The sequence below is a fragment of the Nostoc sp. PA-18-2419 genome (assembly GCF_005869855.1).
Taxonomy (GTDB): domain Bacteria; phylum Cyanobacteriota; class Cyanobacteriia; order Cyanobacteriales; family Nostocaceae; genus Nostoc.
On sequence record NZ_SZNH01000010.1, the window covers coordinates 201,798 to 228,095 of the forward strand.

The window sequence follows — 26,298 nt, forward strand, 5'->3', positions numbered from 1 at the left end:
GTTCCTTTTCCTCCCTGGCTTAATCAATCCTCACTGTTTCGATTTTAATGCCTGAAAACGTTGTTTTAGCTCGATTCTGGAAATACCAAAATCTTGAGAGGTATGTCTATTGAAGATCTGTTTCACTCATTGCAGCATAAACCATGATTGGTTACAAGTTAAGAAAACTGCAATTATCTCAAGTTAGCGTTAGTAAAAAGCTGTAAATATTACTTAAATAAACTTTTTTAGTGTCTTTTGTTTGTAAAAATTAAAATTATTCATATTAAGGTGAAAAAGGTTACTGTCTCTCTGAGATTGCACTTACAACTTACTGATCAATATGAATTCTTCAGACCAGTTAAACCAAGTCCACAAAAAAGCAGAAACCCAAGTATATTTGAGTAAGAATAAATCTTATATTCTACACTCTATATCCTTTCGTGATAGACTTTTCGCGGCAGCTAGCCTTTTTCAATATGCTGGATTTTCTGGCAAATTTCAGAGTATTTTGAGACTGAGTAAACTCTGGTAACATATAAATCATTCTATAAATTTATACAAAATTAATAAATAGATTAGCTAAATAAAGACTTCGTCAATGGTTATTTTTATTTTGGTGTATAAAAATATTAAAGACTAATATTTTATTTAGGATGTAAACCGAGCTTGTACTGAAATTATGTTACTTAAAAAGGTAGCAAATTAGTCAGTAACATTAACAATACGGTTTAATTAACCAAAAATGTAGATTTTTAGGAAATATAAAGTTTGATATTTACGCCCAATCACGGCTAAGTAATGTCAATCTTAATACTTACCAAAAGTCTACTATGTCTAATTATTGGTCATCATAAGTAAATATATCCAAGAGCATAGTAAGAAAAAATATGTATTTTTTGCTATGCAAACTGTGCGAATAATTATTCCTGATTTACACCAAATTAGACAATCCAGTATCAACAACAACCCACTTATCGGCAAAATTAATGGCTACAACTCTCTCTTTAGATACTCAAGTATCTAAGCAACTACACCAAGTTTTATTAGAGATAACAACTGCACAGGATTTATCTCTGCATCCATTTGTTCAACGCTTTGCCAAGGGAGAATTTTCACAAGATGCTATCCGCAAGTTTGCCATGAAAATGCTGCCTGGCTCAAATAGATTCAATATGGCTTTTCTGAAAGTTGCATCAAAAATGGATAGTTACTATGCTAGAACTATTATGCTAGAAAATGCATTTACAGAGCATGGACAACTGAAGCCAGACCTTGCTCATGTGGCACTTTTTATGCGCTTTATGGAAGGTATTGATTGTCCTACAATTGATGTGAATGCAGATGATGGAGCATTTCTGATTCCAGCATTACGGTTTAAGAAATTTGAGTTTTGCGATGATGAACCTATAGTACGTTCCTTAGGGAGATTTGCTGCAATTGAGCAAGTTCTACCTGCAATCTTTAGCAAATATATTGAAGGGCTTCGCAAAATATTTAATGGGATTGATGACCATACAATTGAATATTTTCATCTTCATTGCCACTTAGATCCAGAACATACAGACGAGTTGATTCAAGTAACCCAACTATACGCCAAGTCAGACAAAGATATTGAACTCTTCCGTGATGGAGTTCAAGATATGGTCAAATCAATTGCTGATATGTTTTCTTGGATGGATGAAAACCTCGAAAAAGAAGCGTTAGCTTTACGAAACTAAAAAGGGATTGGACATGGGGAGTGGGGACTGAGCATTGAAAGTGTGGAGTGGTAGTGAGGTGGTGAGGAGATGGGGTGGTGAGGTGAAGTTCTCTCCCTATCTCCCCATTGCCCCTAATCCCCACTGGGCTTTGCCCCGCTTTGCTAACGTGGGGGCCCCGAGTTCCGCATCTCCTCATCTCTATCCCTAATCCTCGTTATGGTATGTAGTTTTTAGAGATTTTTCCAGTGTAATTGCTGATTGACAAACGCAATGGTATCTTAGCGTGTTACTGATGTAATAACCCTAGAACTTTCTTTGCGTTTTTTCCTAATGAAATTCAGCGAAATCCTAAACCAATTCGGCGATGCAGCTACGGTTCATAGCCTGAGTGACAATCCAAACTATGACCCAGAAATTACAGGAGTAGCAGCAATTGATGAAGCTACTAATGGCAATCTCAGCTACGTGGAAGGAGCAAAATTTGGATCTTTTGTTGGTAAAACCAATGCTAGTGTTTTAATTTTGCCCCAAGACAAAAATTTACAGGCGCTTGCACAAGAACGTGGTATTGCCTGGCTCAGCACTCCTGAACCACGATTGTTGTTTGCTAAAGCGATCGCACTTTTTTACCAACCATATCGCCCCACTCCAGAAATTCATCCCACTGCTGTGATTCATCCTACGGCTAAAATTGGTAGTGATGTTTATATTGGCCCTCACGTTGCGATCGAGCGACGGGTGGAAGTTGGTAATGGTGCAATTATCTATCCAAATGTGGTGGTCTATCCAGATGTCAAAATCGGCGATCGCACAATCTTGCACGCCAATTGCACCATCCACGAACGTAGCCAGATTGGTGCAGATTGCGTAATTCACAGTGGTGCTGTCATCGGTGCAGAAGGGTTTGGTTTTGTTCCTACCCGTACTGGTTGGTTAAAAATGGAACAATCCGGCTATACAGTCTTAGAAGATGGCGTGGTAGTTGGCTGCAACAGTGGCGTTGACCGCCCAGCCGTGGGAGAAACACGGGTAGGTCAAAATACAGTAATTGACAACTTAGTGCAAATCGGTCACGGTTGCCAGATAGGTACTGGCTGTGCGATCGCAGGTCAAGTCGGGATGGCAGGGGGCGTAAAACTGGGGAATCGCGTTATTTTAGCTGGACAAGTGGGAATCGTGAATCAAGTGAAGATGGGAGATGGGGCGATCGCATCTGCTCAAGCTGGAATTCACAACGATGTTCCACCAAGAGAAATTGTCTCTGGAACTCCCGCGGTTCCTCACAAACTATACCTCAAGGTATCTGCCATTCATAATCGCTTGCCAGATATCTATCAATCGTTAAAACAATTGCAACGTAAGTTCAAAGTATAGCAATGATTAATAGGAACTAGTAAATTAAAAGCTAAAAGTAAAAACAGAACAAAGACTTAATAAGTTCTGTTTTGTCTTTTTAATTTATGTTTTCGTGGTTTGAGCCCCTCAACAGTTGGCCTGACCAAGCCCCGTTGGGGCGGGTGCAGGGTTGCAGGTTTAGGGTGTGGGGTCAAAGACAGCCCCAACACTGGATGCAAGCCTCCTGTTTAAAGAGGAAAAAAGAAGAAAATGTTTTTCTCGCGCTTAGCGTCTCGAAATACAGTGTCATTGCTTGAAACCTCTTCTCTAAAGAAGAGGTCACCACACCCTATTCATCTTCCGTGGCTCTGACAAGCGCGGTGGGGCMAATGGGGCGCGGMTTCGTCTRGCGCCGCAGAAGGATTGGGAGGTCAACCAGCCAGCCCAGTGCTTATTAGTTTTTATTACTAAACAAGATGCGTTTGTCCTGGCACTCTTGGACGGTGTCATATTCAAACAAAAACAGCAGCATTCAAGCTTAGAACTCGGAAGTTGCACCTTTGAACTCGGAAGTTGAGCCTTTGAACTCGGAAGTTGCACCTGTGAACTCGGAAGTTGCACCTGTGAACTCGGAAGTTGCACCTGTGAACTCGGAAGTTGCACCTGTGAACTCGGAAGTTGAGCCTTTGAACTCGGAAGTTGCACCTTTGAACTCGGAAGTTGCACCTTTGAACTCGGAAGTTGCACCTTTGAACTCGGAAGTTGAGCCTTTGAACTCGGAAGTTGCACCTTTGAACTCGGAAGTTGCACTTTTGAACTCGGAAGTTGAGCCTTAGAACTCGGAAGTTGCACCTTTGAACTCGAAATGTCCAGTTGAGAAATTAAAATCCTAATTTTTCCAATACTGGCTTTGTAGAAACAACATGGCGTTCTAAACCTAGTTCTTTTGGACTAACTCCAAGTGCCAAAGCAATCAACTGGGGTAAATGCAACACTGGTAAACCTAGTTTTTGTTGAATCACTTTTTCTACCTCTGGTTGGCGGGAATCTAAATTTAAGTGGCACAGAGGACAAGGTGTAACCATACAGTCCGCACCAGAAGCCAAAGCATCCTGAATATGCATCCCCGCCATCTTAAAAGATTGGGTAGTGGCATAACTAGCAAGCGGCCAACCACAACATTGCGTCCGACCACGGTAATAAATTGGTGTTGCATCTACTGCCCGAAACATATTTTCCATTGCTTGTGGTTGGAAAGGGTCGTCATAGGGCATAGACTTTTGAGCGCGGAGGAGATAACAGCCATAAAAAGCCGCGCATTTTAATCCAGTTAACTTTCGGGTGACACGTTTAGTAATTTCCTCTAAACCGTAATCTGTTACCAAGGCGTAGAGGAGATGTTTAACCTCAGTACTGCCGCGATAAGGTGAACAGCCTTCTTTGTGTAGTAAGCCATTGACTTGTTGAATATAGGCAGGGTTAGTAGTTTGGCATTCCTTCAGGTGTTCGTTGACGTGACCAATAACACCTTGGCAAGTGCTGCAATGGGTAAGTAACGGCAGATTTAACTCTTCTGCTAGAGCAATATTTCTGGCGTTAACCGTATCTTCCAGTAGTTGGGAGTCTTCTTTAAACGTGCCAGAACCACAACAAGCAGCTTTTTTAAGTTCAACCAGTTGAATGCCCAGTGCTTGAGTGAGGGCTTGAGTTGACTGGTAAAGTTCCCGACATGCTCCTTGGGCAACGCAGCCAGGAAAGTAAGCGTATTTTAGTGTCTGAGATAGCATATAACTATAGTTTGAGTTAGAGCGATCGCTCTAAACAATAATTGGAATACAAAGGCATTTACATAGTGTCGGCTAAGGCGTACCATACCCTACTGTTTGACTGTCTAAAGAAAACTTAGCGATTCTTTTGAAAAAGGGCAGGAGTTTTCCTAGAGAAAAACTCTTAGCAGTGTACGGGCGATCGCGCTTGACGATAAGATGTATATGCTCAAAAAAATGTCTCCTATAATGAGCAGATCCTAGCAATTAGTTAAGGACTTGATATCTATGAGCCAAACTGAACTTTTTGACAAAGTTAAAAAAATTGTTGCCGAACAACTCAGCGTTGACGACCCTGCCACAATCAAACCAGAATCAACATTTATGGAAGATTTAGGTGCTGATTCCTTAGATACCGTTGAATTGGTAATGGCTTTGGAAGAAGAATTTGATATCGAAATTCCCGACGAAGCTGCCGAAGGAATTTTAACGGTTCAAGACGCAGTAAATTACATCAGCAACAAAGTTACCGCATCAGCTTAATTAGAAGTTGGGGGATTGGGAACTTGGTAACACCTGAAGGGGATAAGGGGCAATGGGGATTGAGAAGATTTTTCTTGTACACCTAGTCACCAGTACCTAGTCGCTATTATGGAATTTTTTGCCTGCCTTGTGTTGAAAAGTTTAGATGTCTTCTCTGCGAGACGCTAGGCGTAGCTTACTTCCCCGTATAGGTACGCCAATGACAAGCCTTCTGGTAGGCGTCTGTACCGTCCAGCCAATGCTTTGACTTTTCGCTTTTTCGCCACCTTTAACTGAATCATGACAGATATTACACGTAAACGCGTTGTTGTAACTGGTGTTGGCGCGATTACACCTATTGGTAACACAGCAACAGAATATTGGGAAGGATTATTGAGTGGACGCAATGGCATTGACTACATCACATTTTTTGATGCGTCTCGCCATGATTGCCGTATCGCTGGTGAAGTAAAAAACTTCGATCCGCATGATTACTTGGAGCGCAAAGAGGCCAAGCGTATGGATCGATTTGCCCAATTTGGGGTTGCAGGAGCAAAACAAGCTATATCTGACGCGCAGTTAGTTATCAATGACTTAAACGCGGAACAGGTGGGTGTCATGATCGGTTCGGGCGTTGGTGGCATCAAAGTATTAGAAGACCAGCAGACTGTCTACCTCGACCGCGGGCCCGATCGCTGTAGTCCATTCATGATACCGATGATGATTGCCAATATGGCAGCAGGATTAACAGCAATTCACACTGGTGCTAAAGGGCCAAATTCCTGTGCTGTCACAGCCTGCGCCGCTGGCTCCAACGCCATTGGCGATGCTTTTCGCTTAATTCAAACTGGATATGCCCAAGCAATGATTTGCGGTGGTGCAGAGGCGGCTGTTACACCATTGTCAATGGCTGGGTTTGCCGCTTGCAAGGCGCTTTCTTTTCGCAATGACGACCCAGCTCATGCTTGCCGTCCCTTTGACCGCACTCGGGACGGATTTGTTTTGGGTGAAGGCTCAGGAATTTTAATTTTAGAAGAACTGCAACACGCCATCAGTCGCGGCGCTCACATTTATGCTGAAATGATCGGCTATGGTATGACCTGTGATGCTTACCACATTACTTCCCCCGTACCTGGTGGACTAGGTGCAGCTAGAGCCATAGAACTAGCTCTCAAAGATGCCGGACTTACTGCCGAACAAATTAGCTACATCAATGCTCACGGTACCAGCACCCCAGCTAATGATTCAACCGAAACCTCAGCCATCAAAAAAGCTTTGGGAGAACATGCCTATAAGGTAGCAATCAGCTCTACTAAATCGATGACAGGTCATCTATTGGGCGGTTCTGGAGGTATTGAAGCAGTAGCAACAGTACTGGCGATCGCTAATGACCAAATTCCACCAACAATTAACCTTGAAAATCCCGATCCAGAGTGTGACTTAGATTATGTGCCTAACTCGAGTCGCGCTCAAAAAGTTGAAGTGGCGCTATCCAATTCTTTCGGGTTTGGCGGTCATAATGTCACACTAGTCTTTAAAAAATACCTCTAAAAAAAGTCACAATTCCGGAGTCAGGAGTTATTTATCTTCCTCATCTCCCGGTTGGTGAGTTTCGGCTACGCTTAACTACCGCGAAGTCGAACCGCATCTCCGTCATCTTTTTGTCCCCTCTACCTCCTGAAATGACTGTGCTAAAAGTACCATAGATATCATTCCGATATCAGCTAAGCGTTCAACATGACCCAATTATTAGCTTGATTTATCACCAGAAACTCCGGAGATCCCGCTTGTCCATCGACAATCGGGAATGGGATGATGAGGATACCGTGGGAAATTTTAATCAGTGTTCAGTTATCAATAAACAGTTACCACGCTGATATGGGAAATCTAAACCCAATCAAAATAAAACTGTTAACCCCTTTGGGGTGACGCTACTGCGTCGCTAACGCCAGTCGCTCATGGGGGAGACCACGCCAGATGCTTCACTTGGGGAGACCTCAAGACCGCGCTGGCTCAGTGTTAACTGTTAACTGTGAAAATAACCCCGACAAGAGTGAGAAGCTCAAAGAGTGCTAACCCGTCGTTAAAAACAATCATATTATGGCTGTTGCAACCCAATCCCTCGAAGAACTTTGTATTAACTCGATCCGCTTCTTGGCTGTTGATGCCGTAGAAAAGGCAAAATCGGGACACCCAGGGCTGCCGATGGGCGCGGCTCCGATGGCTTTTGTACTATGGGATCGCTTTTTGCGGTTTAACCCCAAAAATCCGAAATGGTTTAACCGTGATCGCTTTGTCCTGTCTGCCGGCCATGGCTCGATGTTGCAGTATGCCTTGCTCTACCTATATGGCTACGACAGCGTATCCATTGAGGATATTAAGCAGTTCCGTCAGTGGGAATCTAAAACACCCGGACACCCCGAAAACTTTATGACTGCTGGTGTAGAAGTCACCACTGGGCCATTAGGTCAAGGAATTGCCAATGGAGTTGGTTTGGCAATAGCAGAAGCACACCTTGCCGCCAAATACAATAAACCAGATGCGAAGATTGTTGACCATTACACCTACGTAATTTTAGGTGATGGTTGCAACATGGAAGGAGTTTCCGGTGAAGCTTGTTCTTTCGCGGGTCACTTGGGATTAGGCAAACTCATCGCCCTGTACGACGATAATCATATTTCCATCGACGGTTCCACAGATGTGGCATTTACCGAAGATGTTTCCAAGCGCTTTGAAGCATACGGTTGGCATGTCCAACACGTCAAGGAGGGCAACACTGACTTAGAAGCGATCGCTAATGCAATTGAAGCCGCTAAAGCAGTCACTGATAAGCCTTCTTTTATTAAGGTGACAACCACCATCGGTTTTGGTTCACCCAACAAAGCAAACACCGCTGGCGTTCACGGTGCAGCCTTGGGTGGAGACGAAGTGGCATTGACTCGTAAAAATTTGGGTTGGGAACACGAGCCTTTCGCAGTTCCCCAAGATATTCTCAACCACACGGGCAAAGCAGTAGAACGCGGCGCAGGCTACGAAGAAGACTGGAACAAGACATACAGCGACTACAAATCTAAGTATCCTCAAGAAGGAGCTGAGTTTGAACGTTACCTGAATGGTAAACTGCCCGATGGTTGGGATAAAGTCCTGCCCACTTACACCGCTGAAGATAAAGCACTGCCCACCCGTAAGCACTCAGAAACCTGCCTTAACAAACTAGCAGCAGTTTTACCTGAGTTAATCGGTGGTTCGGCTGACTTAACCCACTCTAACCTTACTGAAATCAAGGGTCAGGGCGACTTTCAAAAAGGACAATACCAAAACCCCAATATCCACTTTGGCGTGCGGGAACATGGTATGGGCGCAATCTGTAATGGTATAGCACTGCATGATTCCGGATTAATTCCTTATGGTGCCACCTTTTTAATCTTCACAGATTACATGCGGGCTTCAATCCGCTTATCAGCCCTTTCCCAAGCTGGCGTGATTTGGGTGATGACCCACGACTCCATTGGACAGGGTGAAGATGGACCGACGCACCAACCAATCGAAACTCTGGCTTCCCTGCGCGCTATTCCTAACCTCACAGTGATTCGCCCCGCTGACGGTAACGAAACTTCTGGCGCTTACAAAGTAGCAGTTGAGAGGGCAAAGCGAAACGCTCCTACTCTGTTAGCATTCACTCGTCAAAATGTCCCCAACTTGGCAGGTACGTCGTTGGAAAATGTGGCAAAGGGTGGCTACACAGTGGTAGATTCTGATGGTACACCAGAACTAATTATAATTGGTACTGGTTCAGAATTGAGCCTAGCCGTTACCGCAGCTGAGAAACTTAAAGCTGAAGGCAAGAAAGTCCGTGTTGTTTCGCTACTTGCGTGGGATTTGTTTGAAGCACAGGATGCAGCTTATAAAGAGTCTGTTTTGCCGAAAGCTGTTACCAAGCGCTTGGCTGTAGAAGCTGCTGCTAGTTTCGGTTGGCACAAGTATATAGGTATGGAAGGCGATACTGTTACCATCGACCGCTTCGGTGCTTCAGCTCCTGGTGGTGTTTGTTTAGAGAAGTTTGGTTTTAGCGTTGATAATGTTTTAGCCAAGGCTAAACAATTGTTGGGTTAATAGCAACAGAATATTCTCAAAATTTTGTAGGGTGGGCAGCAAAGCCCGCCTTTTTTATTTTTTAAAAGCGGAGGGCGACTAAGGGAGATTGTTTATGATTAACAGGAGTTTGACGGAACTAAAAAACGGCAGGAGGTAATCTAGGCAAATCTTTTGGGTAAATGTCAATTGAGGGTTTTTTTGGCAAATTTAGGTGTAATCCTCTTTTATTACTTTTGGTAAATAAAAATTAACAGAGGAACGATTAGCAATAGAGAAACAAATCCGAGAAACGCGAAAAGCGATCGCCTTCTACTTTCTGAAATTCCTTTGTGCTACACTGTAGCTAATATCAAACCTCATTACAACTCCAACGAGATAGCACAAATGAAGTAGTAGCAAACACCTGTTGCGCCAAAGCAACGAATGTCAACGAAGAATAAACGCAATTAGTTTGACAGAGTACACGCGAGTGTAAGTTTGCGAATTGAGGTTTGAAAAGAATGCAGAAAAAATCAATATTATTAGCTGAGAATTTAACTTATGAACTCAGCTTAGAAAGAACTTTGTTTCAAAAAGTTCAGGTAAGTATTGAAGCGGGTGATTCTATCGCTTTAGTCGGTAACAACGGTGTAGGAAAATCAACTTTACTAAAAATACTTGCAGGTCAAATCATACCCAGTGCGGGTTCAGTTTTGCGTAATGGTGTTGTTTATTATTTGCCCCAAATCAGCACTATTAAGCAAGAAATCGGATCAGATACAGTATTGAATTTTTTGATTTCTATCTCTGATGAATGGTGGCAGATTGAGGAAATTTTGCAAACACAATTCAATACAAATCTTGACCTTTACCTACCAGTTGTAAATTTAAGTGGTGGAGAACTGACAAAACTATTTCTAGCAATTGGTTTGGCTCAAGAACCAAACTTGTTGTTGTTGGATGAACCAACTAATCACATGGATTTACAAGCATTAGAAAGCTTAAGAGAGTTTCTTGGTAATTTTACTGGTGCGTATATAATTGTCTCACATAAACCTTTTTTCTTAGACCAGGTAACAGATATTACTTGGGAACTTACACCTGTTGGCTTGAAAGTATATGGAGGCAATTTTTCTGATTATCGAGAACAGAAAGAAATCGAGTTAGAAGCAGCATTACGAGCGCACGAAGTTGCGAGAAAGGAACTCAAACGCACTCAAGCTGCGGCTATGCAAGAACAACAGCGTACAGCCCAAGCTCAGCGCAATGGTCGTGCTAAGTTTATCAATGGTAGCATCGACAGAATGGCAGCGGGACTGATTAAAACTAAAGCCGAAACATCAGCTGGAAATGCGAAAAAAAAACATCAAGCAGCAGTAGCTCAAGCTAATCAAAAAGTTGCAGATACAAAGGTGAAAACAACGAAAGTATCCAGTATCGAACTAGAAGAAAAAAGTCAAAAAAGCAAAAATTTAATTGATATTCAAGGTGCAAATCTTACGATATCAGAACGGGTACTTTTACACAATATTCAGTTGCATGTTTCCTCTGGCGATCGCATTGCTGTTGTCGGCGCTAATGGTTCCGGCAAATCGAGTTTGGTAAAGGCAATATTGGCAAGGGAAAACCAAACAGCAGTTTTCCTATCAGGTGAAGTTTTGCTTGCACCAGCGATGAAAGCTATATATCTCGATCAAACATATCAATTGGTAAATCCTCAATCCACAATTCTGGAAAATATGCAAGCAGCCAATCCAAATCTCAGCTATCAGCTTTTGCGCCAACAACTAGGACATTTTCTGTTTAAATACGATGAGGTTAACAAAAGCGCATCTGTACTGAGTGGTGGTGAGTTAGCAAGATTGGCGATCGCGATGATTAGTATCTCTGAAATTGACCTGCTAATCCTTGATGAACCAACTAATAACTTAGATATTCAAACCGTGGAACAAATGGTATTAGGTATCAATGACTATCAAGGAGCTATTTTGGTCATCTCCCACGATCTAGATTTTCTCAGCCGCATTAATATTACTCAAAGTCTCAAATTCAAAGACCAAGCCATGCAAATGACAACTTATTTACCTAATACACCAGAACAGTATTATGAAGAATTAATAATATCTAATCATGAGTGATAGGTAGCTTAACTTAATTAAACATCACATGTGATTACAATCTCAACAAAGTCAAGCGTACCACTTCCCTGCGGGACGCTACGCGAATGTGGAAGCAAGCTACATAAAGCATCTCGTAGATAAGTAATTGCAAAGATTGTATCTGAGGTTTTTCAATATTGACCTACTTATGTATGATATTCAGTAAGTCATAGGTAGTACCTGCACTCGCGTTTAAGCTTAAGTAAATTTTATATACTTAGTATTAAGTATAACTTATAAGATGAGTTGTCCTCTACGGTGCCAATCATCTGCAACATAAATATCAAGCTCCACAACAGAAGCCGTAAAGCATACAGGCAAGTTATAATTCTTTTGCGGATGAACGTAACAAAAATTTATGAGTAACCCCCTTGTGCAAGCCTTTTTTGTAGGCAGAGCTGTAGCTGAAGTAGTTAACGAGCGTTTAGAGGTCGTTTTGACCGATGCTTTGAGTGAGCTGGGCAAATTTGATGCTGAAGCTAGAGACCAGTTACGCCAGTTTACAGAAGAAGTCCTAGAGCGGGCAAATCGAGCCGCAGAAGCTACTAATGCTAGTGAAGCTAGCACAAGTACTAGACAACCAGGTTCACAGCCAATAGATTTGCAAGCAGAAATTGATGAATTGCGAGCAGAAATTGCCCTATTGCGAACAGAATTGCAGCATTATCGCAGAACTTCTGCATAATCTTGGGTATTGGGTATTAGTCATTAGTCATTAGTTTTATACTAAAGTGCAAATGACAGTTTGAGTGTTTTTTCTTGGAGAGAATTCGGTTACAAACCAACGGTACATGGAGCATATGGAACAAGGTTATTCAAATAAGGCATACCGTTGGAATCGGGAAAAATACTCTAGCAGACGACGTTTTGTGGACATTTGGTCTTTTGTTTTGACCTTGTTATTCCGACTTTGGCTATATAACAAATCTTGGAGTTATCCAGGTGGTGTGACTGAAGCCAAGCAAACTACAAGACGGAAAACCCAAGCGCTTTGGATTCGTAATACCCTGCTGGATTTAGGCCCAACGTTTATTAAAGTTGGGCAATTGTTCTCTACCCGTGCTGATATATTCCCTGTTGAATATGTAGAAGAACTAGCAAAGTTACAAGATAAAGTACCGGCATTTAGCTACGAACAAGTAGAAGCAATTATTGAGCAAGAACTAGGCAAGGAAATTCCGGAACTATTCTACAATTTTGAACCTATTCCTTTAGCTGCTGCTAGCTTGGGTCAAGTACACAAAGCTGTGTTGCATAGTGGAGAAGCAGTTGTTGTAAAAGTGCAACGTCCGGGATTAAAGAAGTTATTTGAAATAGATTTACAAATTCTTAAAGGAATCACCCGCTACTTTCAAAACCATCCCAAATGGGGGAAAGGGCGAGATTGGCTGGGTATTTATGAAGAATGTTGTCGCATTCTTTGGGAAGAAATTGATTATCTGAATGAAGGTAGAAACGCTGATACTTTTCGCCGTAACTTTCGCGGCTACGACTGGGTAAAAGTCCCAAAAATTTATTGGCGATATGCTACTTCTCGTGTGCTGACTTTAGAGTATGTCCCTGGAATTAAAATTAGTCAATATGAAGCTTTGGAAGCAGCAGGTTTAGATCGAAAAACCATCGCTCGTCAAGGCGCTCAAGCTTATTTATTACAGTTACTCAATAGTGGGTTTTTCCACGCCGACCCCCACCCAGGTAATATTGCCATCAGTCCGGATGGTGCTTTGATATTCTATGATTTTGGAATGATGGGGCAAATTAAGTCCAACATTCGTGAAGGACTGATGGAAACGCTGTTTGGCATTGCCCAAAAAGACGGTAATCGCGTTGTCCAATCTCTGATCGATTTAGGTGCGATCGCCCCTACGGATGACATGGGGCCAGTGCGGCGTTCCGTCCAGTACATGCTGGATCATTTCATGGATAAGCCCTTTGAAAACCAATCCGTTGCGGCAATCAGTGACGACCTTTATGAAATAGCTTATAATCAGCCATTTAGATTTCCAGCAACCTTCACTTTTGTGATGCGAGCTTTTTCTACTCTTGAGGGGGTAGGCAAAGGCTTAGATCCAGAGTTTAACTTTATGGAAGTTGCCAAACCATATGCAATGCAGCTTATGAGTGATATGAATGGTTCTGAGGGGAATAGTTTTCTTAACGAATTGAGTCGTCAAGCAGCTCAAGTCAGTAGTACTGCGTTGGGTCTACCACGTAGGTTAGAGGACACCCTAGAAAAGTTAGAACGGGGAGATATGCGTCTGCGCGTTCGGTCTATAGAAACTGAACGTTTACTGCGGCGCCAAAGTAGTATTCAGCTTTCAATCAGCTATGCTCTGTTAATTAGTGGTTTCACTCTTTCAGCTACTATTTTAGTAGTCAACCATTATTTATGGTTGGCACTGCTGCCTGCTTTAATTGCAGCAGGAATTTCAGTGATTCTGATCCGACTGCTTCTACGCCTCGACCGTTATGACCGTATGTATTGATTGTTGAAAAAATTTATGAAAATTAATTTCACCGGTCTTAGCGATCCGGGACTTATTCGTTCTAATAATCAAGATGCTTACTATACCGACCAAGAAGGACGATTTTTCGTTGTTGCTGATGGTATGGGTGGTCATGCAGGAGGAGAAGAAGCAAGTCGCATTGCCACTAGAGAAATTCAGGCCTATTTAGTAGCAAATTGGGAATCTCCAAAGTCTTCTCAAGAATTGCTAGAGCAAGCTCTGTGGGATGCTAACGAAGCGATTTTGCAAGATCAGCAAAATCATCCAGAACGCGCTGACATGGGTACAACAGTTGTAGCGGTAATTTTTCGCTCCCCTGAGCCGCCTTGGTGCGCTCATGTTGGTGATTCCCGGCTCTATCGCTTCCGCGAATCACAATTAGAACAAGTAACGGAAGACCACACTTGGGTAGCACGGGCAATTAAAATCGGTGATATCACCCCAGACGAAGCACGATTACATCCTTTTCGTCATGTATTATCCCGCTGTTTGGGACGAGAAGACCTACATCAGATTGATGTGCAACCACTGGATGTCAAAATTGGCGATCGCTTGCTGCTATGTAGTGATGGTCTTACAGAAGAACTTGTGGAGCAAAAGATTGCTAGCTGTCTCCAAAACGCTCCTTGGGTAGATAAAGCCGCCATTTCTCTGGTCGAGGCTGCTAAAGAGCAAGGAGGGCACGATAACATTACTGTTGTGATCCTCTCTCTGGCAGAAAATAGTCATTAGTCATTAATCATTTGCAAACGAGAAAGCATAGTCCCAGCGAAGGAAACCTTTGATCAAACGCTACTTGCTTGGCTGCTGAGAGACCATATTCGAGCAGTGGCTCAACGGCAGTTCCTTTAAGCGGAGGAAAACAGCCAACAGACTGCCTCAAATTTCTAAGACAGGATCGAGGACAAATCCGGTAAATATACCCATCAATTTGTTCAGTCTGAGCATTTTTCCTTTTAACAATTTGATACTAATATTTTTAGCCTCCAAAGTGACCTGAGGAGGCTAAATTTGCATAAATTCAGTAAATTGACATCTTGCACCTAATGAGGTAGGACGACTATAATTCACGCTTATCACCATTTATTCCCATACCTCCTTCAACTCCCCGTCTTGGGAGTTTTCTCCATACTCAGCAAGGAAGCATCTCAGTTTTTCTTAACTAGGGAAACTGTGAATAATTAGGCATAACATTTACACTTTCTCTAAGCCGTAAGGAGTAAAAAGGTAGATTACCTAATCTAAGACAAAATAGAGTCTATTTTCTGGAATATGACTTTGCCGACTTGGGTGGTATATCAGTGGGACTAGGTGCAACATATGATTTAAAAGAAAATCCACACTTAGGATGTGGGCAATCTGTCAAACAATTGTTATCTTTCTTAATACGGAGGAACAAATGCAGGACAGATACAAGTCCAACTACTATCCCATTTGGACTTCTGTGGATGATATCACCTTTACGCTTTGTTTTTTCGGAGTAACTTATGAACCAACCGTCAAAATTATCCTTAGAACAGCAATTCAGTATCTGCTCATTTGCCACTCAGGTGCAGCACATGAGCCACGAACAAGCTAAAGACTTCTTGGTAAAGCTGTATGAGCAAATGGTAGTACGCGAAGCAACATATCAAGAGCTTCTTAAGCACCAGTGGGGCTTAGATTCAGGTTCCACTATGGCATAGAGTCGTTCTGATGTCGCAGTGGGCGACCTCCTTCTCTTGCTTGGTTCCAATGGAGGAAAACAGCTGGGGATGCCGGGGCGTCAACTCCGATAAACTATTCCTGAATCTTGTGGTAAAAGTTTGATTTCAGAAATTAATCAGCAAGGAATAAAGTCATCGATAGGAAATTGGTGGACTCCAAAGCCAGTTTGAGATTTAAGCTCAAATACTCTGTGTACTTTAGTGAAACTTAATCTTGCTTTGTTGAGTGTGAGACTTTATACTGCGTAAATTTATAATACTCCGGAATTTGTATACAAGAGTATTTACAGAGTATTTTGATAGCCTAACTTTGGCAATTAGTATTTTCACTCTCTAATACATATAACTAGAACTTAGAACCTTATATATACTTTGTTTATAAAAATTTACAACTTTGGAGTTAATGCTGTTTTGTTACAGAAGAAATATTAAGAACTTATTTTTAGCTCGAAAGATCATATGCAGAATCAGTGTCAAGACTTTCGAGTTTTGCTATAATTCGAGGCTTAATCTTTTCGTATTCATTTTTGAGTAAGTTTTTACTAATCTGGGGATCGGCAGAGGCTACCAAGCTATTGCTGATTTTGACCCATTCTTGGAGTCGTTGACGTTGGGCAGAAGCGATACTGGAAAGCAGGATGTGAGTGCAGCAAGTTGGTGTTTCTCGTGCAAAAAACAGCAGACGGTAGTAACCTGTTTGGTGTAGCAAGCGGCAAATTTCTTGACCAAGATTAGTTTTGAGATCTAGGTAGTAATGTAACCATTTAGCGCCGTGTTTGCGGTTGTAAATGACAGTAATCCACAACAGCATAGGATAGGGAACGGAGATGAAAAGAAATTGATTATAGCGGGTACAAACTAAGCGCTTTTGAATTTCGTGTTGGGGTAACATTACCCACAAAGCTGATAAAGCCTCACCATTTACATGTATGGGTTGGTGAAACACGATATCGGCAATTGGTTTATTTTGAGGCCAGGAAATGGTACTAGCAATTTCATCGTTTGAGGAGGATATCCGCAAATCAGCTTTTGTCTTTTGCTCTACTTCAGCGCTAACTGTCGTAGCAGGAACTAATGCATAGCTATTTTGTTTAATTTTACGTGTATGGTCAAATTGCTCTAGAGACACTAAAATTTTCAGAATTTCACTGATGCTTTGGGGGCGATCGCCTGGTAATTTAGCTAGACAACTCATGACCAAATCTTCTATTTCTTTTGGTAGCTCTAATCCCGGCGAAGCCTCAGTTAAAGAACGTGGTTTTTGATAGTGATGTGTTTTATACCATGCTCCAAAAGAATGAGTCGGTGCTACCAGTGGCATTTTGCCTGTCAGCATCTCAAACATCATTACACCCAAACTATAAATATCAGAACGGTTATCTAATTCCTTACCCTCCATTTGTTCGGGAGAAGAATAAGCCAGTGTTCCCAAATAAAATTTTGTATGATCACTATCTGACTGTAGTAACTTAGCAATCCCGAAATCGAGAACCTTGACCAATTCTCCAAAACTAGGATCTTGAATTACCAGCATATTGCTTGGCTTGACATCACGATGGATAATTGGGCAAATCGTACCCTCAACTGGGATGCCATCATGAGCGCACTGCAAACCCAGATTCACTTGACGTGCCATACTAAGAAATCTTGGTAAAGGCAATCGTTGCTTGCGAATAATATTGTTCAGGCTTTGTCCTTGCAGGTATTCCATGACGTAGAATGGGGTATTTTTGTCATCTACGCCATAATCCATTACTCGGACTATATGGATACTTTTTTGCCCTAGTAAAGCACAAGTTTTCGCTTCTCGCTCAAAGCGGTCTTGCAGTCGCATCTTTTCATTTTGGATTGATAAAGCGAGAAATTTTACAGCAACAGGTACACCACCCAACAAAATATCCTTAGCACGATAAACTCGACCCATTGCTCCAGTACCGATTAACTCCTGGAGTTGGTAGCGTTTGCTGAGTAAGCGACCAATGTTTGGGTCTGACATAGAAAAGACTTTACAAGCAGGTTATAAGTGTTTATAATGAAAAACTTGTTAAAAAGTATACACTAAAAATAGTAAATTCAGAATACAGAATTCAACACATAAGTTTGAGCGCCGACTTGTGCCTATCGAAACTTCAAAGAGTAAGATAGCCTCCAGATTTGGCTAGCAAACCTAGATTTTTTACCTCACCCAGTAGCAAACTGCTGTATCTAGGCAAATGTATACTAACGTTTTGTACTATTTTGGATTTTAATTATAATGTAGTTTTAGTTTGCCCAATTTAAACTGAATAAATAACTCTCGAAGCTACCAAAAACAAGACACTGTTTTTCTCCAACTTTGTGTTCCCTTAAAATATCTTTTTTAAATGTAACTATTACCCTGCTACTTTAGTTTTTATTGAAACCCCAACACTCTACACCCCACATCCCACACTCTATTCTTTATAATCCTAAAGATTTTATCTTATGTTATTCAACGTTGACCTACTTAATTGATATTCAAAAGTTATGAGTTAACAAAACTTTAGCTCATAACTTTCCAGAAAATCTAAAATCTTAAGTGAAAAATGGTATAAATTCTCAAAATTTAAAATTATAGATTTTCAAAGCCAGGAATCTCAATTAATGGCCAATAATAAAGTATTTTTCTAATACTAATTAGTAGTTTTTCGTTTTTTCTCTAAGTTATAAGACATGTGAAAAGCCGATTTATTACCCATTATATAATATTGAATTCGACGCTGAATTATATTACTTGCTTGCAAGATAAAATAATAAAAAAATTGGGGGTTTTTCCCCATTTGTGTCAATGCTGTTGACCACTTTCCTTCTTTTAAAGGCTCTACAACTTCAAAGTAAGCTAAATTTTTTTTATAGACTGCAAGATTATGAGATAAAGCACGCATTAAAGCTGGATTTTTTTTCACAACTTCTTGTTGCATGAAAGAATTAGTAGCTTTGCAGCTTTGATTTAGACGCGGCAATCGGCTTTGACGTACGAGTGAGCCAGGGCGTGAACGATAAAAATAATAGGGTCTTGGCTCAAGGAAAAAGCGAGCTCCTTTAATTAAGCATTTCATATCCAACCAAAAATCTTGACCCATCCTGATGGCTTCATCATATTCAATACCGTGCTGAACTAGAAATTCTCGTCTGAATAGAGGCTTAGTTAAACCAAGATGCAAGCCTTGTTGCCGATAAACATCAGTTTCCACAAAATAAACGATATCAATTTGGGTAATTTTATCTATATTTTCTCCACTTTCTTCAATCAATGTACTCCAAGGAGACGCTTCACCATCGTTGATTAAATAAAGATCGTCAGCAATCATGTCTGCGTTTTTTTCATTCGCCAGCGATACAAGCTTTTCTAATCTTTCAGGAGCGTACCAATCATCTGAATCAAGCACAGCAATCCATTCACCTTGGGCTGCTCTGAGGGCGCGATTACGCGCACCAGCAGCCCCAAGGTTTTGTTGATTAACTATCACTTTGAGACGTTGATCAGTAAAACTTTTAGCAACTTCTACAGTTCGATCGCTTGAACAATCATCAACTACGATCGCTTCAATATTATTGAGCGTTTGGTCTAAAGCGGACTTTATTGCTTTTTCAATATAAGTTTCAGTATTGTAAGCAGGAATAATGATAGATACTTTGGGATTCACGAATATTGATCTCCTAACGACAAAGTTACGTAAAAATACTAAAGCTATAACAACAACTAAATTACTCTTGTTTACTTTATATCTAAGTAGTTTAATCAAAAATAAACGTCACTTGTTAAGGTGAAGCCTGGAATTTAGAAAATTTGTAATCACTACACTCCTACCAGTGAGTCCATCGCTGCAAGCGAGTTTTACAAACTGAACACTAATGAGGCAATCCGTTTTATATGTTGTCTATACCCACTTGTTTCTGTATGTTGCAACAGCTGACACAAGAGGTAGGTTCCTTGTTTTATAACAGCTAGTGTTGGGTTAGGGGATTTATAGTAATCAATGTAGAAAATAAGCACTTTACATTATTTAATATAATTTGTTTTGATTACAATTAGTCAATTCATATTTTAGATTAACTGACGTTTAAGGCTAGCTTCCATTGTATTAGTTAAAAAATGACCAGCCAAGATGCCACTACTGAGGTAGTATGTATTTTCTGAAATCCGGTGTAGGGTTTCAAAGCCACTACGGCGCTGAGGATCGCCCAGTACCGAGTAATGCTGCACAATCGTATCTAAACCAATCCAACCGTCACCTTCAACTTGCCCTAAAATATTATGTTGTAGTAAAAAAGTATACTGACGCTCTCCATCATGCAAGCGTCCTTTGTATTGCAGAGAGATTTCTGTGCGATCGCTACCTGGGAATATCAGCTTTGTGGCCATAGTAAACCAGTTATCTCGATTCCAAGCTACCAAGGTCATACCCTTGACACTGATTGGCATACCATTACGTTCTAGCCAATTTCCTTGTATTGTCCAGCGTCCTGATTCCAATAAAAAAGTATGAGCCACCTTCTATATTTCCTGTCTCGCTTGAATGCTACCAAGATTACAGTTATAGCAGTCTTGAGTGGGGCATTGGGCATTGGATGGGGTGGTGGGGTGGTGGGATGAAATTTTATCCTCATCTCCTCATCTTCCTTTCTCTCCATTTCCCCTACTTAGGGACTTCCAATTAAAAAAATATTCCATCCCTGCGGGACGCTACGCGAACGCCTTGAGGACAGGGGAGCAGGGAGCAGGGGGAGAGAAAGTCGTTTTGATGGGCATGAAATTGGATAATTTATTTTCTGGAAGTCCCTTAGCACTTAGCACTGGTGAATTTCTCCTAAAAGAACTTCAGTGGGTGCCCCAGTGGCAGTTGGTAGGTTACCGGGAATACCTAAATATCGCCAGTAGGCTAAAACTGCGAAGGCGATCGCTTCTTTAAAATCTGCATTCAAGCCGACTTTATCTGTAGTCAGGACTGGTATTGATGCTAATAATAACTGTAATCTTTGTTTCAAATAGAGATTGTGGCTACCGCCCCCACATAACAGTACCTTCTGAGGCATTTCTGACAAAAAAGTGTGGTAACTATGAGCAATTGAAGCAGCTGTCAGTTCTGTCAGAGTTGCCAATATGTCAGCAGGATTGAGCTGGTATGCTTGGGTATCTTTTAGGCACTGCTCTAAGTATGTCACACCGAATAACTCTCGACCAGTGGATTTGGGGGGCGGCAAATGAAAGTAGTCTTGGCTGAGCCATTGGTCTACTAATGGATAGCAAGGAGTACCACTTGCTGCCCAATTTCCGTCTTCATCGTAAGTTTTAGCACCATCGCTCAAATGCTGTACTGCCAGATCCAATAGACTATTTCCCGGGCCAGTATCCCAAGCGCGAATTTTTGATAGCCAGTCGCCCTGGCGAGGTGGAATATAAGCAACATTACCAATACCTCCAATGTTTTGAATACAACGCCCTTGGTGGGGATGGCTGAGTAAATAGGCATCCACTCTCGGAACCAGAGGCGCACCATGCCCACCAATAGCAATATCAGCAGCACGGAAATTACTTACAGTTGTAGTACCTGTCAGATGGGCAATTAATGCACCGCGCCCTAGCTGGAGACTGTAGCCCAGAGGAGAGTGGGTAGAGACGCGATAATCCTTGTCTGTACAAAGTGGGGAGTGGGAAGTATTTTTCTTGTATATTATGCCTTCTCCAACTGGTCGATGATATACTGTCTGACCGTGGGAGCCAATTAAATGAGCAGGCTGGTGACTTTGTTGAATATTTTGGGCAGCTTGGGCAAAGGTAAAGGCGATCGCATCATCTATTAGAGCCAATTCTGCCATTGATACGCTAGCGCCTGCACAAAGTGCTAATATTTTTTCTCTGAGTTCGGCTGGATAAGGGTATGTTTCCCCAGCTACCAACTCAATTTTTAGATCCAATTCTTGACCATAAATCTCTACCAAGGCAGCGTCTATGCCATCTACAGATGTGCCACTAATTAAACCAATAACACGAGTAGGGATAGCAGCTTTTTTATTCTCATGCATTGACAAATATTTATTCTTCGATTTATTAACGGTAGTTTAACAGTTACCAGTGTTTGTACCAGTGATACTATCTCTGGGAGCAAGTAGAAAGCTAAAAATGTTCATCATATTGAAATATTACCTGTCCTTTGTGCTGTAATCAACATTTTATTTGCAGTTTAACTGCTGGTTAATATTGATATAAAAGCCGTTAGTTTCATCGGAAGAAGTCGATATGATAGAAAAGTAGATAAAACTTAAAAAATATTCATCAAATGCTGATTCAATCATCTGGTTTGTCCAAGGTAAAAGATTCAGTTACAGAAAAAATCTTTTTGGGCAATCAACCAAATGCTGAGTTAATGGCAATTCTCGCAGTTTACTTTGTCCAAGGAATTTTAGGACTGTCGCGTTTAGCTATCAGCTTTTTCCTCAAGGATGAACTGCTATTAAGTCCAGTCCAAGTGTCGGCCTTATTGGGAGCTGCCTTCCTACCTTGGATGATTAAGCCAATGTTTGGTTTTATCTCTGATGGCTTGCCAATATTTGGCTATCGCAGGCGTCCTTATTTGATTTTATCGGGGATACTTGGAACTGTTTCCTGGGTGAGTTTGGCAACAATAGTTCATACTAGCTGGGCAGCAGGGGTAGCCATTGCCCTTAGTTCTCTCTCGGTTGCTATAAGTGATGTCATAGTTGACTCATTGGTTGTGGAACGAGCTAGAGGCGAATCGCAAGCGAAAGCAGGTTCACTACAATCTTTGTGTTGGGGTATTTCTGCGATCGGAGGTTTGATAACAGCATACTTTAGCGGTCTGCTCCTGCAATACTTTACTACACGTACTGTCTTTTGGATTACCGCCTTATTTCCTCTGATTGTCTCAGGGGCAGCTTGGTTGATTGCTGAATCCCCTGTTAGCAAAGATGCTAAAGACACTAATCATACTAACTCCCTAACAATCAAACATCAACTGAGTCAACTACGGCAAGCCCTAAGCCAAAAAACAATTTGGCTACCAACAGTATTTATCTTCATCTGGCAAGCTACTCCAAGTGCTGACTCCGCCTTTTTCTACTTCACCACCAACGAACTACACTTTGAACCAGAATTCTTAGGACGAGTCCATTTAGTGACAAGTTTCGCTTCTTTAGCAGGTGTTTGGATTTTTCAACGTTTCCTCAAAAACATTCCTTTTCGTGTGATTTTTGCCTGGAGTGCCGTCCTTTCCTCAATTTTGGGAATGACGATGCTGTTATTAGTGACTCATACTAATCGACTATTGGGTATAGATGACCACTGGTTTAGTTTGGGTGATAGTCTTATTCTCTCTGTAATGGGGAAAATTGCTTTTATGCAAGTGATGGTGCTAGCAGCAAGGCTTTGTCCTTCTGGAGTGGAAGCAACATTGTTTGCCTTGTTAATGTCAGTGTTCAATTTAGGAGGAAGCGTTTCCCATGCATTTGGAGCCTTAATCACTTATTGGCTGGGAATCACAGCAACAAACTTTGATTTGCTTTGGCTGTTAGTGCTGATTACTAACCTGAGTACGCTGTTACCTTTACCATTTGTCAACTGGTTACCTGGTGCTGATGAAGATAAAATTCAGACACCGAAGGATGAGCAACAATTGTTTATGCCAAATTTAATGTCTAAGTCAGTGAGCAAAGAACCGGAGCCGGAAGTAGTTGAGTAACAGTAGTTTTTCTGGACAATTTGTATATAATTACAAATTTTTCTATTCCCGTACAGGTAATTCTACTATTTGATTTCTATACGAAAAAGCGCTTGAGAGTTTTGCTCACCCAAGCGCTTCCCCGTATAACTTTGTACCAACTCACTAGTTTGATGCAACATTTGTAATCTGCAATACCCCTTAGGAAGGAAGATTGCAGGGATAACTTGTGACAAACATGTGGTGAAATGGTATCACTCCTTGCACTAATTAAGAATATCTCTTTTGGAATCGAACCAAGGTTTTAGTGAGTGACAGTTTATCAACTGACACTAGTTAAAAACGACTCTCAGTGAATGGTAACTAAAAATACTAACTAATTGAGTAGCAGATTTAGAGGTGTAGTATAAAAAGTTATAATTTGTTGGCGATCGCCTCACGCCAAGCCCAAATAAAATACCTCAACTTCTATGTGGTAAGATTAATTTCCTCAAACAGAGCTATTATCCGAGTTGGAGTCTCATATAAATTGGAAAGGTCAAACTGACTTTCATTACCTCCCACAATACTCTGGCTATGATTTAGAAAATACACAATAAGACTGGTGACCAAGTGAGTGTAATTTGTAAAGAAATATCTAGAATTTGCTACCAGACTGAAACAACTTCTGACAATTGCGACTTTTATTTTACTTTAGGATAGACACATGAACGATAAGCTGATGCTGATGATTCCTGGTCCCACCCCAGTACCAGAAGCTGCCTTACTGGCATTAGCCAAGCATCCGATTGGACACCGTACTAGTGAATTTAGCAATATCTTGGCAGAGGTGACAGAAAACCTCAAGTGGCTGCACCAAACTCAAAGTGATGTGCTGATGCTAAATGTCAGCGGTACGGGTGCAGTAGAAGCAGGGATAATTAATTTTCTGTCTCCAGGCGATCGCATTTTGGTTGGTTCTAACGGTAAGTTTGGCGAACGTTGGGTAGAAATCGGTCAAGCCTACGGTTTGAATGTAGAAGAAGTTAAAGTTGACTGGGGAAAACCTTTAGATCCAGAAGTATTTGCTCAAAAACTCCAAGCAGACACCCAAAAGGAAATCAAAGCGGTAATTATTACCCACAGCGAAACTTCAACAGGTGTATTGAATGACCTAGAAACCATCAACCGCTACGTCAAAGAACACGGTGAAGCCTTAATTATCGTTGATGCTGTGACTAGCTTGGGTGCGTTCAATCTACCTGTAGATGCTTGGGGCTTGGATGTAGTCGCCTCTGGTTCTCAAAAAGGTTATATGATTCCACCGGGATTGGGTTTTGTCTCTGTTAGCCCTAAAGCTTGGGAAGCTTACAAAACTGCAAAATTACCGAAATATTATTTGGATTTAAGCAAATATCGCAAAGCCGCAGCCAAAAATACGACTCCATTTACTCCACCTGTAAACATGATTGTAGCGCTGCATACTACGCTAAAAATCATGAAAGAAGAAGGCTTACAATCAATATTTACTCGACACGAACGGCTGAAAAATGCTACCCGTGCCGCCATTAAAGGATTGAACTTACCCCTGCTTGCAGCAGATAGTAACGCTAGTCCGGCGATTACAGCTGTAGCGCCACAGGGAATTGAATCGGATAAGATTCGGTCGTTGATGAAAAAACGCTTTGATATTGCTTTAGCAGGCGGACAAGACCATCTAAGCAATAAAATTTTCCGCATTGGTCACTTGGGTTTTGTGAGCGATCGCGATATCCTTAGCTGCATAGCATCCTTAGAAGTTAGCTTAAGAGAACTTGGCTATGAAGACTTCACCCCTGGTTCTGGTGTAGCAGCAGCAGCTAAAGTCTTTACAGAATAATCATTGGGCATTTGTCCTCTCTTACAAAGTTGAGGCAGTCCGTTGGCGGGGTTCCGCCGCTTAAAGGAACTGCCGTCTGATCCAAGGAAGCCCTGGCTCAGACTTTGCGCTTTGTTGTTTGTCAGTTGTCATTTGATGACTAATGACAAATCAAAAGAGCGAGTTGATGATTCAACTCGCTCTTTTGATTTGTATGTAAATGAGTAAAAACCGCTAGAGACAATTTCCCCATATATCAACCTTTGTGTAAATTAGAGTGGATATGACATGCCTCAATTCTTTTGAATGAGTTACTCATAAACTACCCTGACTTTAATTTACATTCAGTTAATAGCCAATAAACTAGCACGATTGCCTTTCCTCCTTCGGAATTAAAAATTCACTAATTATGCCGTCTCTAGCCAATCATAAATTTGCTCTAACTGCTCTAGAGTAATCAATCCGTATTGCCAAAGAATCATTGGCAAAGGGCCTGGATCTTGCTCCCGACGACGAAGCGCCACCGCTAACGAAGCCGTGGAAATTGCTAAATCTTCTTGCAAAAAATGAATCAGTCGAGAATATTTTGATGGTGACATTTGTATCTCACCTCCTTGTATAGAGTGTATTGTCATATATTCAGTTAATTATTACTTAGTAGCTACTAGCCAATATTCGATCTGTCATTGTGCCTTTATCAGCCATACACTTAGACCCAGTTTTCGCGATTTGCCTGATAAAGAGGCTTCTCATAAAAGGTCTAATAAAGAAAATTTTGTACAAATCATCTGCTTAAAATTTAAGCAGCATTTATACCTACTTAAATTGACTGATCTTGTTTACTTCTGTGCTTGAGTTAATGACACATTTAGTAACAAAGATTCCATAGCCTATACTCCCTTATTGGCCACTATTTACACTTACGCCTAAGGGAATATTTTTGCGACCAAACCTTAAAACTGCAATTTCAGCTTGAAGGCGGTAGGATTTTACATTATTACCACGGTTTTTAA

General features: G+C 41.3%; 19 protein-coding genes. 13 read left to right on the forward strand and 6 right to left on the reverse strand.

Going from position 1 to position 26,298, the window contains the following annotated elements; translation table 11 throughout:
* Positions 1-968: 968 nt before the first annotated feature.
* From FCR06_RS13205 to FCR06_RS13215, 3 genes are all read left to right on the forward strand, one after another.
* Positions 969-1,700, forward strand: coding sequence for an iron-containing redox enzyme family protein (locus FCR06_RS13205; RefSeq protein ID WP_138500305.1), 732 nt, complete (start codon positions 969-971; stop codon positions 1,698-1,700).
* 312 nt (positions 1,701-2,012) lie between these two features.
* Entirely contained in the window at positions 2,013-3,056 is a 1,044-nt protein-coding gene (lpxD, locus tag FCR06_RS13210) for a UDP-3-O-(3-hydroxymyristoyl)glucosamine N-acyltransferase (protein WP_138500307.1), read from the forward strand.
* Between the two features lie 521 nt (positions 3,057-3,577).
* Positions 3,578-3,853, forward strand: a complete 276-nt coding sequence (locus FCR06_RS13215) for a hypothetical protein (RefSeq protein WP_138500309.1) — start codon at positions 3,578-3,580, stop codon at positions 3,851-3,853.
* Between the two features lie 45 nt (positions 3,854-3,898).
* Here FCR06_RS13215 and FCR06_RS13220 read toward each other — a convergent pair whose 3' ends face one another.
* The gene (locus FCR06_RS13220; RefSeq protein ID WP_138500311.1) at positions 3,899-4,804 is read right to left on the reverse strand and encodes a CoB--CoM heterodisulfide reductase iron-sulfur subunit B family protein; all 906 of its coding nucleotides are present in this window, start codon (positions 4,802-4,804) and stop codon (positions 3,899-3,901) included.
* Positions 4,805-5,071: 267 nt separating this feature from the next.
* Here FCR06_RS13220 and acpP point away from each other — a divergent pair, with 267 nt between their 5' ends.
* The 8 genes from acpP to FCR06_RS13260 all read left to right on the forward strand — a co-directional run bounded on the left by acpP (position 5,072) and on the right by FCR06_RS13260 (position 15,730).
* The gene (gene acpP / locus FCR06_RS13225) at positions 5,072-5,326 is read left to right on the forward strand and encodes an acyl carrier protein (RefSeq protein ID WP_138500314.1); all 255 of its coding nucleotides are present in this window, start codon (positions 5,072-5,074) and stop codon (positions 5,324-5,326) included.
* A gap of 279 nt (positions 5,327-5,605) precedes the next feature.
* The gene (gene fabF / locus FCR06_RS13230) at positions 5,606-6,856 is read left to right on the forward strand and encodes a beta-ketoacyl-ACP synthase II (protein ID WP_138500316.1); all 1,251 of its coding nucleotides are present in this window, start codon (positions 5,606-5,608) and stop codon (positions 6,854-6,856) included.
* A gap of 549 nt (positions 6,857-7,405) precedes the next feature.
* Complete coding sequence (tkt, locus tag FCR06_RS13235) at positions 7,406-9,418, forward strand: transketolase (protein ID WP_138500318.1); 2,013 nt, start codon at positions 7,406-7,408, stop codon at positions 9,416-9,418.
* Between the two features lie 482 nt (positions 9,419-9,900).
* Positions 9,901-11,517 carry a ribosomal protection-like ABC-F family protein gene (abc-f, locus tag FCR06_RS13240; RefSeq protein ID WP_138500320.1) on the forward strand — a complete coding sequence of 539 codons (1,617 nt, stop codon included), beginning with the start codon at positions 9,901-9,903 and terminating at the stop codon, positions 11,515-11,517.
* A 379-nt stretch (positions 11,518-11,896) separates the two neighbouring features.
* Positions 11,897-12,223 (forward strand): DUF6825 family protein, encoded by a 327-nt coding sequence (locus FCR06_RS13245; protein ID WP_138500322.1) that lies wholly within the window; start codon positions 11,897-11,899, stop codon positions 12,221-12,223.
* A 115-nt stretch (positions 12,224-12,338) separates the two neighbouring features.
* Entirely contained in the window at positions 12,339-14,024 is a 1,686-nt protein-coding gene (locus tag FCR06_RS13250; RefSeq protein WP_138500390.1) for an ABC1 kinase family protein, read from the forward strand.
* Between the two features lie 15 nt (positions 14,025-14,039).
* Positions 14,040-14,777, forward strand: a complete 738-nt coding sequence (locus FCR06_RS13255) for a Stp1/IreP family PP2C-type Ser/Thr phosphatase (RefSeq protein WP_138500324.1) — start codon at positions 14,040-14,042, stop codon at positions 14,775-14,777.
* Between the two features lie 755 nt (positions 14,778-15,532).
* A complete protein-coding gene (locus FCR06_RS13260; protein ID WP_138500326.1) occupies positions 15,533-15,730 on the forward strand; it encodes an NblA/ycf18 family protein in 198 nt (65 codons plus the stop codon).
* 463 nt (positions 15,731-16,193) lie between these two features.
* On the opposite strand, the gene FCR06_RS13265 is transcribed toward FCR06_RS13260, so the two are convergent.
* From FCR06_RS13265 to FCR06_RS13280, 4 genes are all read right to left on the reverse strand, one after another.
* Complete coding sequence (locus FCR06_RS13265) at positions 16,194-17,747, reverse strand: serine/threonine protein kinase (protein ID WP_138500328.1); 1,554 nt, start codon at positions 17,745-17,747, stop codon at positions 16,194-16,196.
* A gap of 655 nt (positions 17,748-18,402) precedes the next feature.
* The gene (locus tag FCR06_RS13270; protein WP_138500330.1) at positions 18,403-19,416 is read right to left on the reverse strand and encodes a glycosyltransferase family 2 protein; all 1,014 of its coding nucleotides are present in this window, start codon (positions 19,414-19,416) and stop codon (positions 18,403-18,405) included.
* 401 nt (positions 19,417-19,817) lie between these two features.
* On the reverse strand, positions 19,818-20,264 hold the full coding sequence (locus tag FCR06_RS13275) for a hypothetical protein (protein WP_138500332.1): 447 nt from the start codon (positions 20,262-20,264) through the stop codon (positions 19,818-19,820).
* A gap of 296 nt (positions 20,265-20,560) precedes the next feature.
* Complete coding sequence (locus FCR06_RS13280) at positions 20,561-21,796, reverse strand: anhydro-N-acetylmuramic acid kinase (protein WP_138500334.1); 1,236 nt, start codon at positions 21,794-21,796, stop codon at positions 20,561-20,563.
* A 254-nt stretch (positions 21,797-22,050) separates the two neighbouring features.
* Between FCR06_RS13280 and FCR06_RS13285 the strand changes: the two genes are divergently transcribed.
* The gene (locus FCR06_RS13285; RefSeq protein ID WP_138500336.1) at positions 22,051-23,469 is read left to right on the forward strand and encodes a folate/biopterin family MFS transporter; all 1,419 of its coding nucleotides are present in this window, start codon (positions 22,051-22,053) and stop codon (positions 23,467-23,469) included.
* A gap of 685 nt (positions 23,470-24,154) precedes the next feature.
* On the forward strand, positions 24,155-25,306 hold the full coding sequence (locus tag FCR06_RS13290; RefSeq protein ID WP_138500338.1) for a pyridoxal-phosphate-dependent aminotransferase family protein: 1,152 nt from the start codon (positions 24,155-24,157) through the stop codon (positions 25,304-25,306).
* A gap of 386 nt (positions 25,307-25,692) precedes the next feature.
* Here the strand turns inward: FCR06_RS13290 and FCR06_RS13295 are convergent, their stop codons facing one another.
* The gene (locus tag FCR06_RS13295) at positions 25,693-25,920 is read right to left on the reverse strand and encodes a DUF2949 domain-containing protein (RefSeq protein WP_138500340.1); all 228 of its coding nucleotides are present in this window, start codon (positions 25,918-25,920) and stop codon (positions 25,693-25,695) included.
* Positions 25,921-26,298 lie beyond the last annotated feature (378 nt).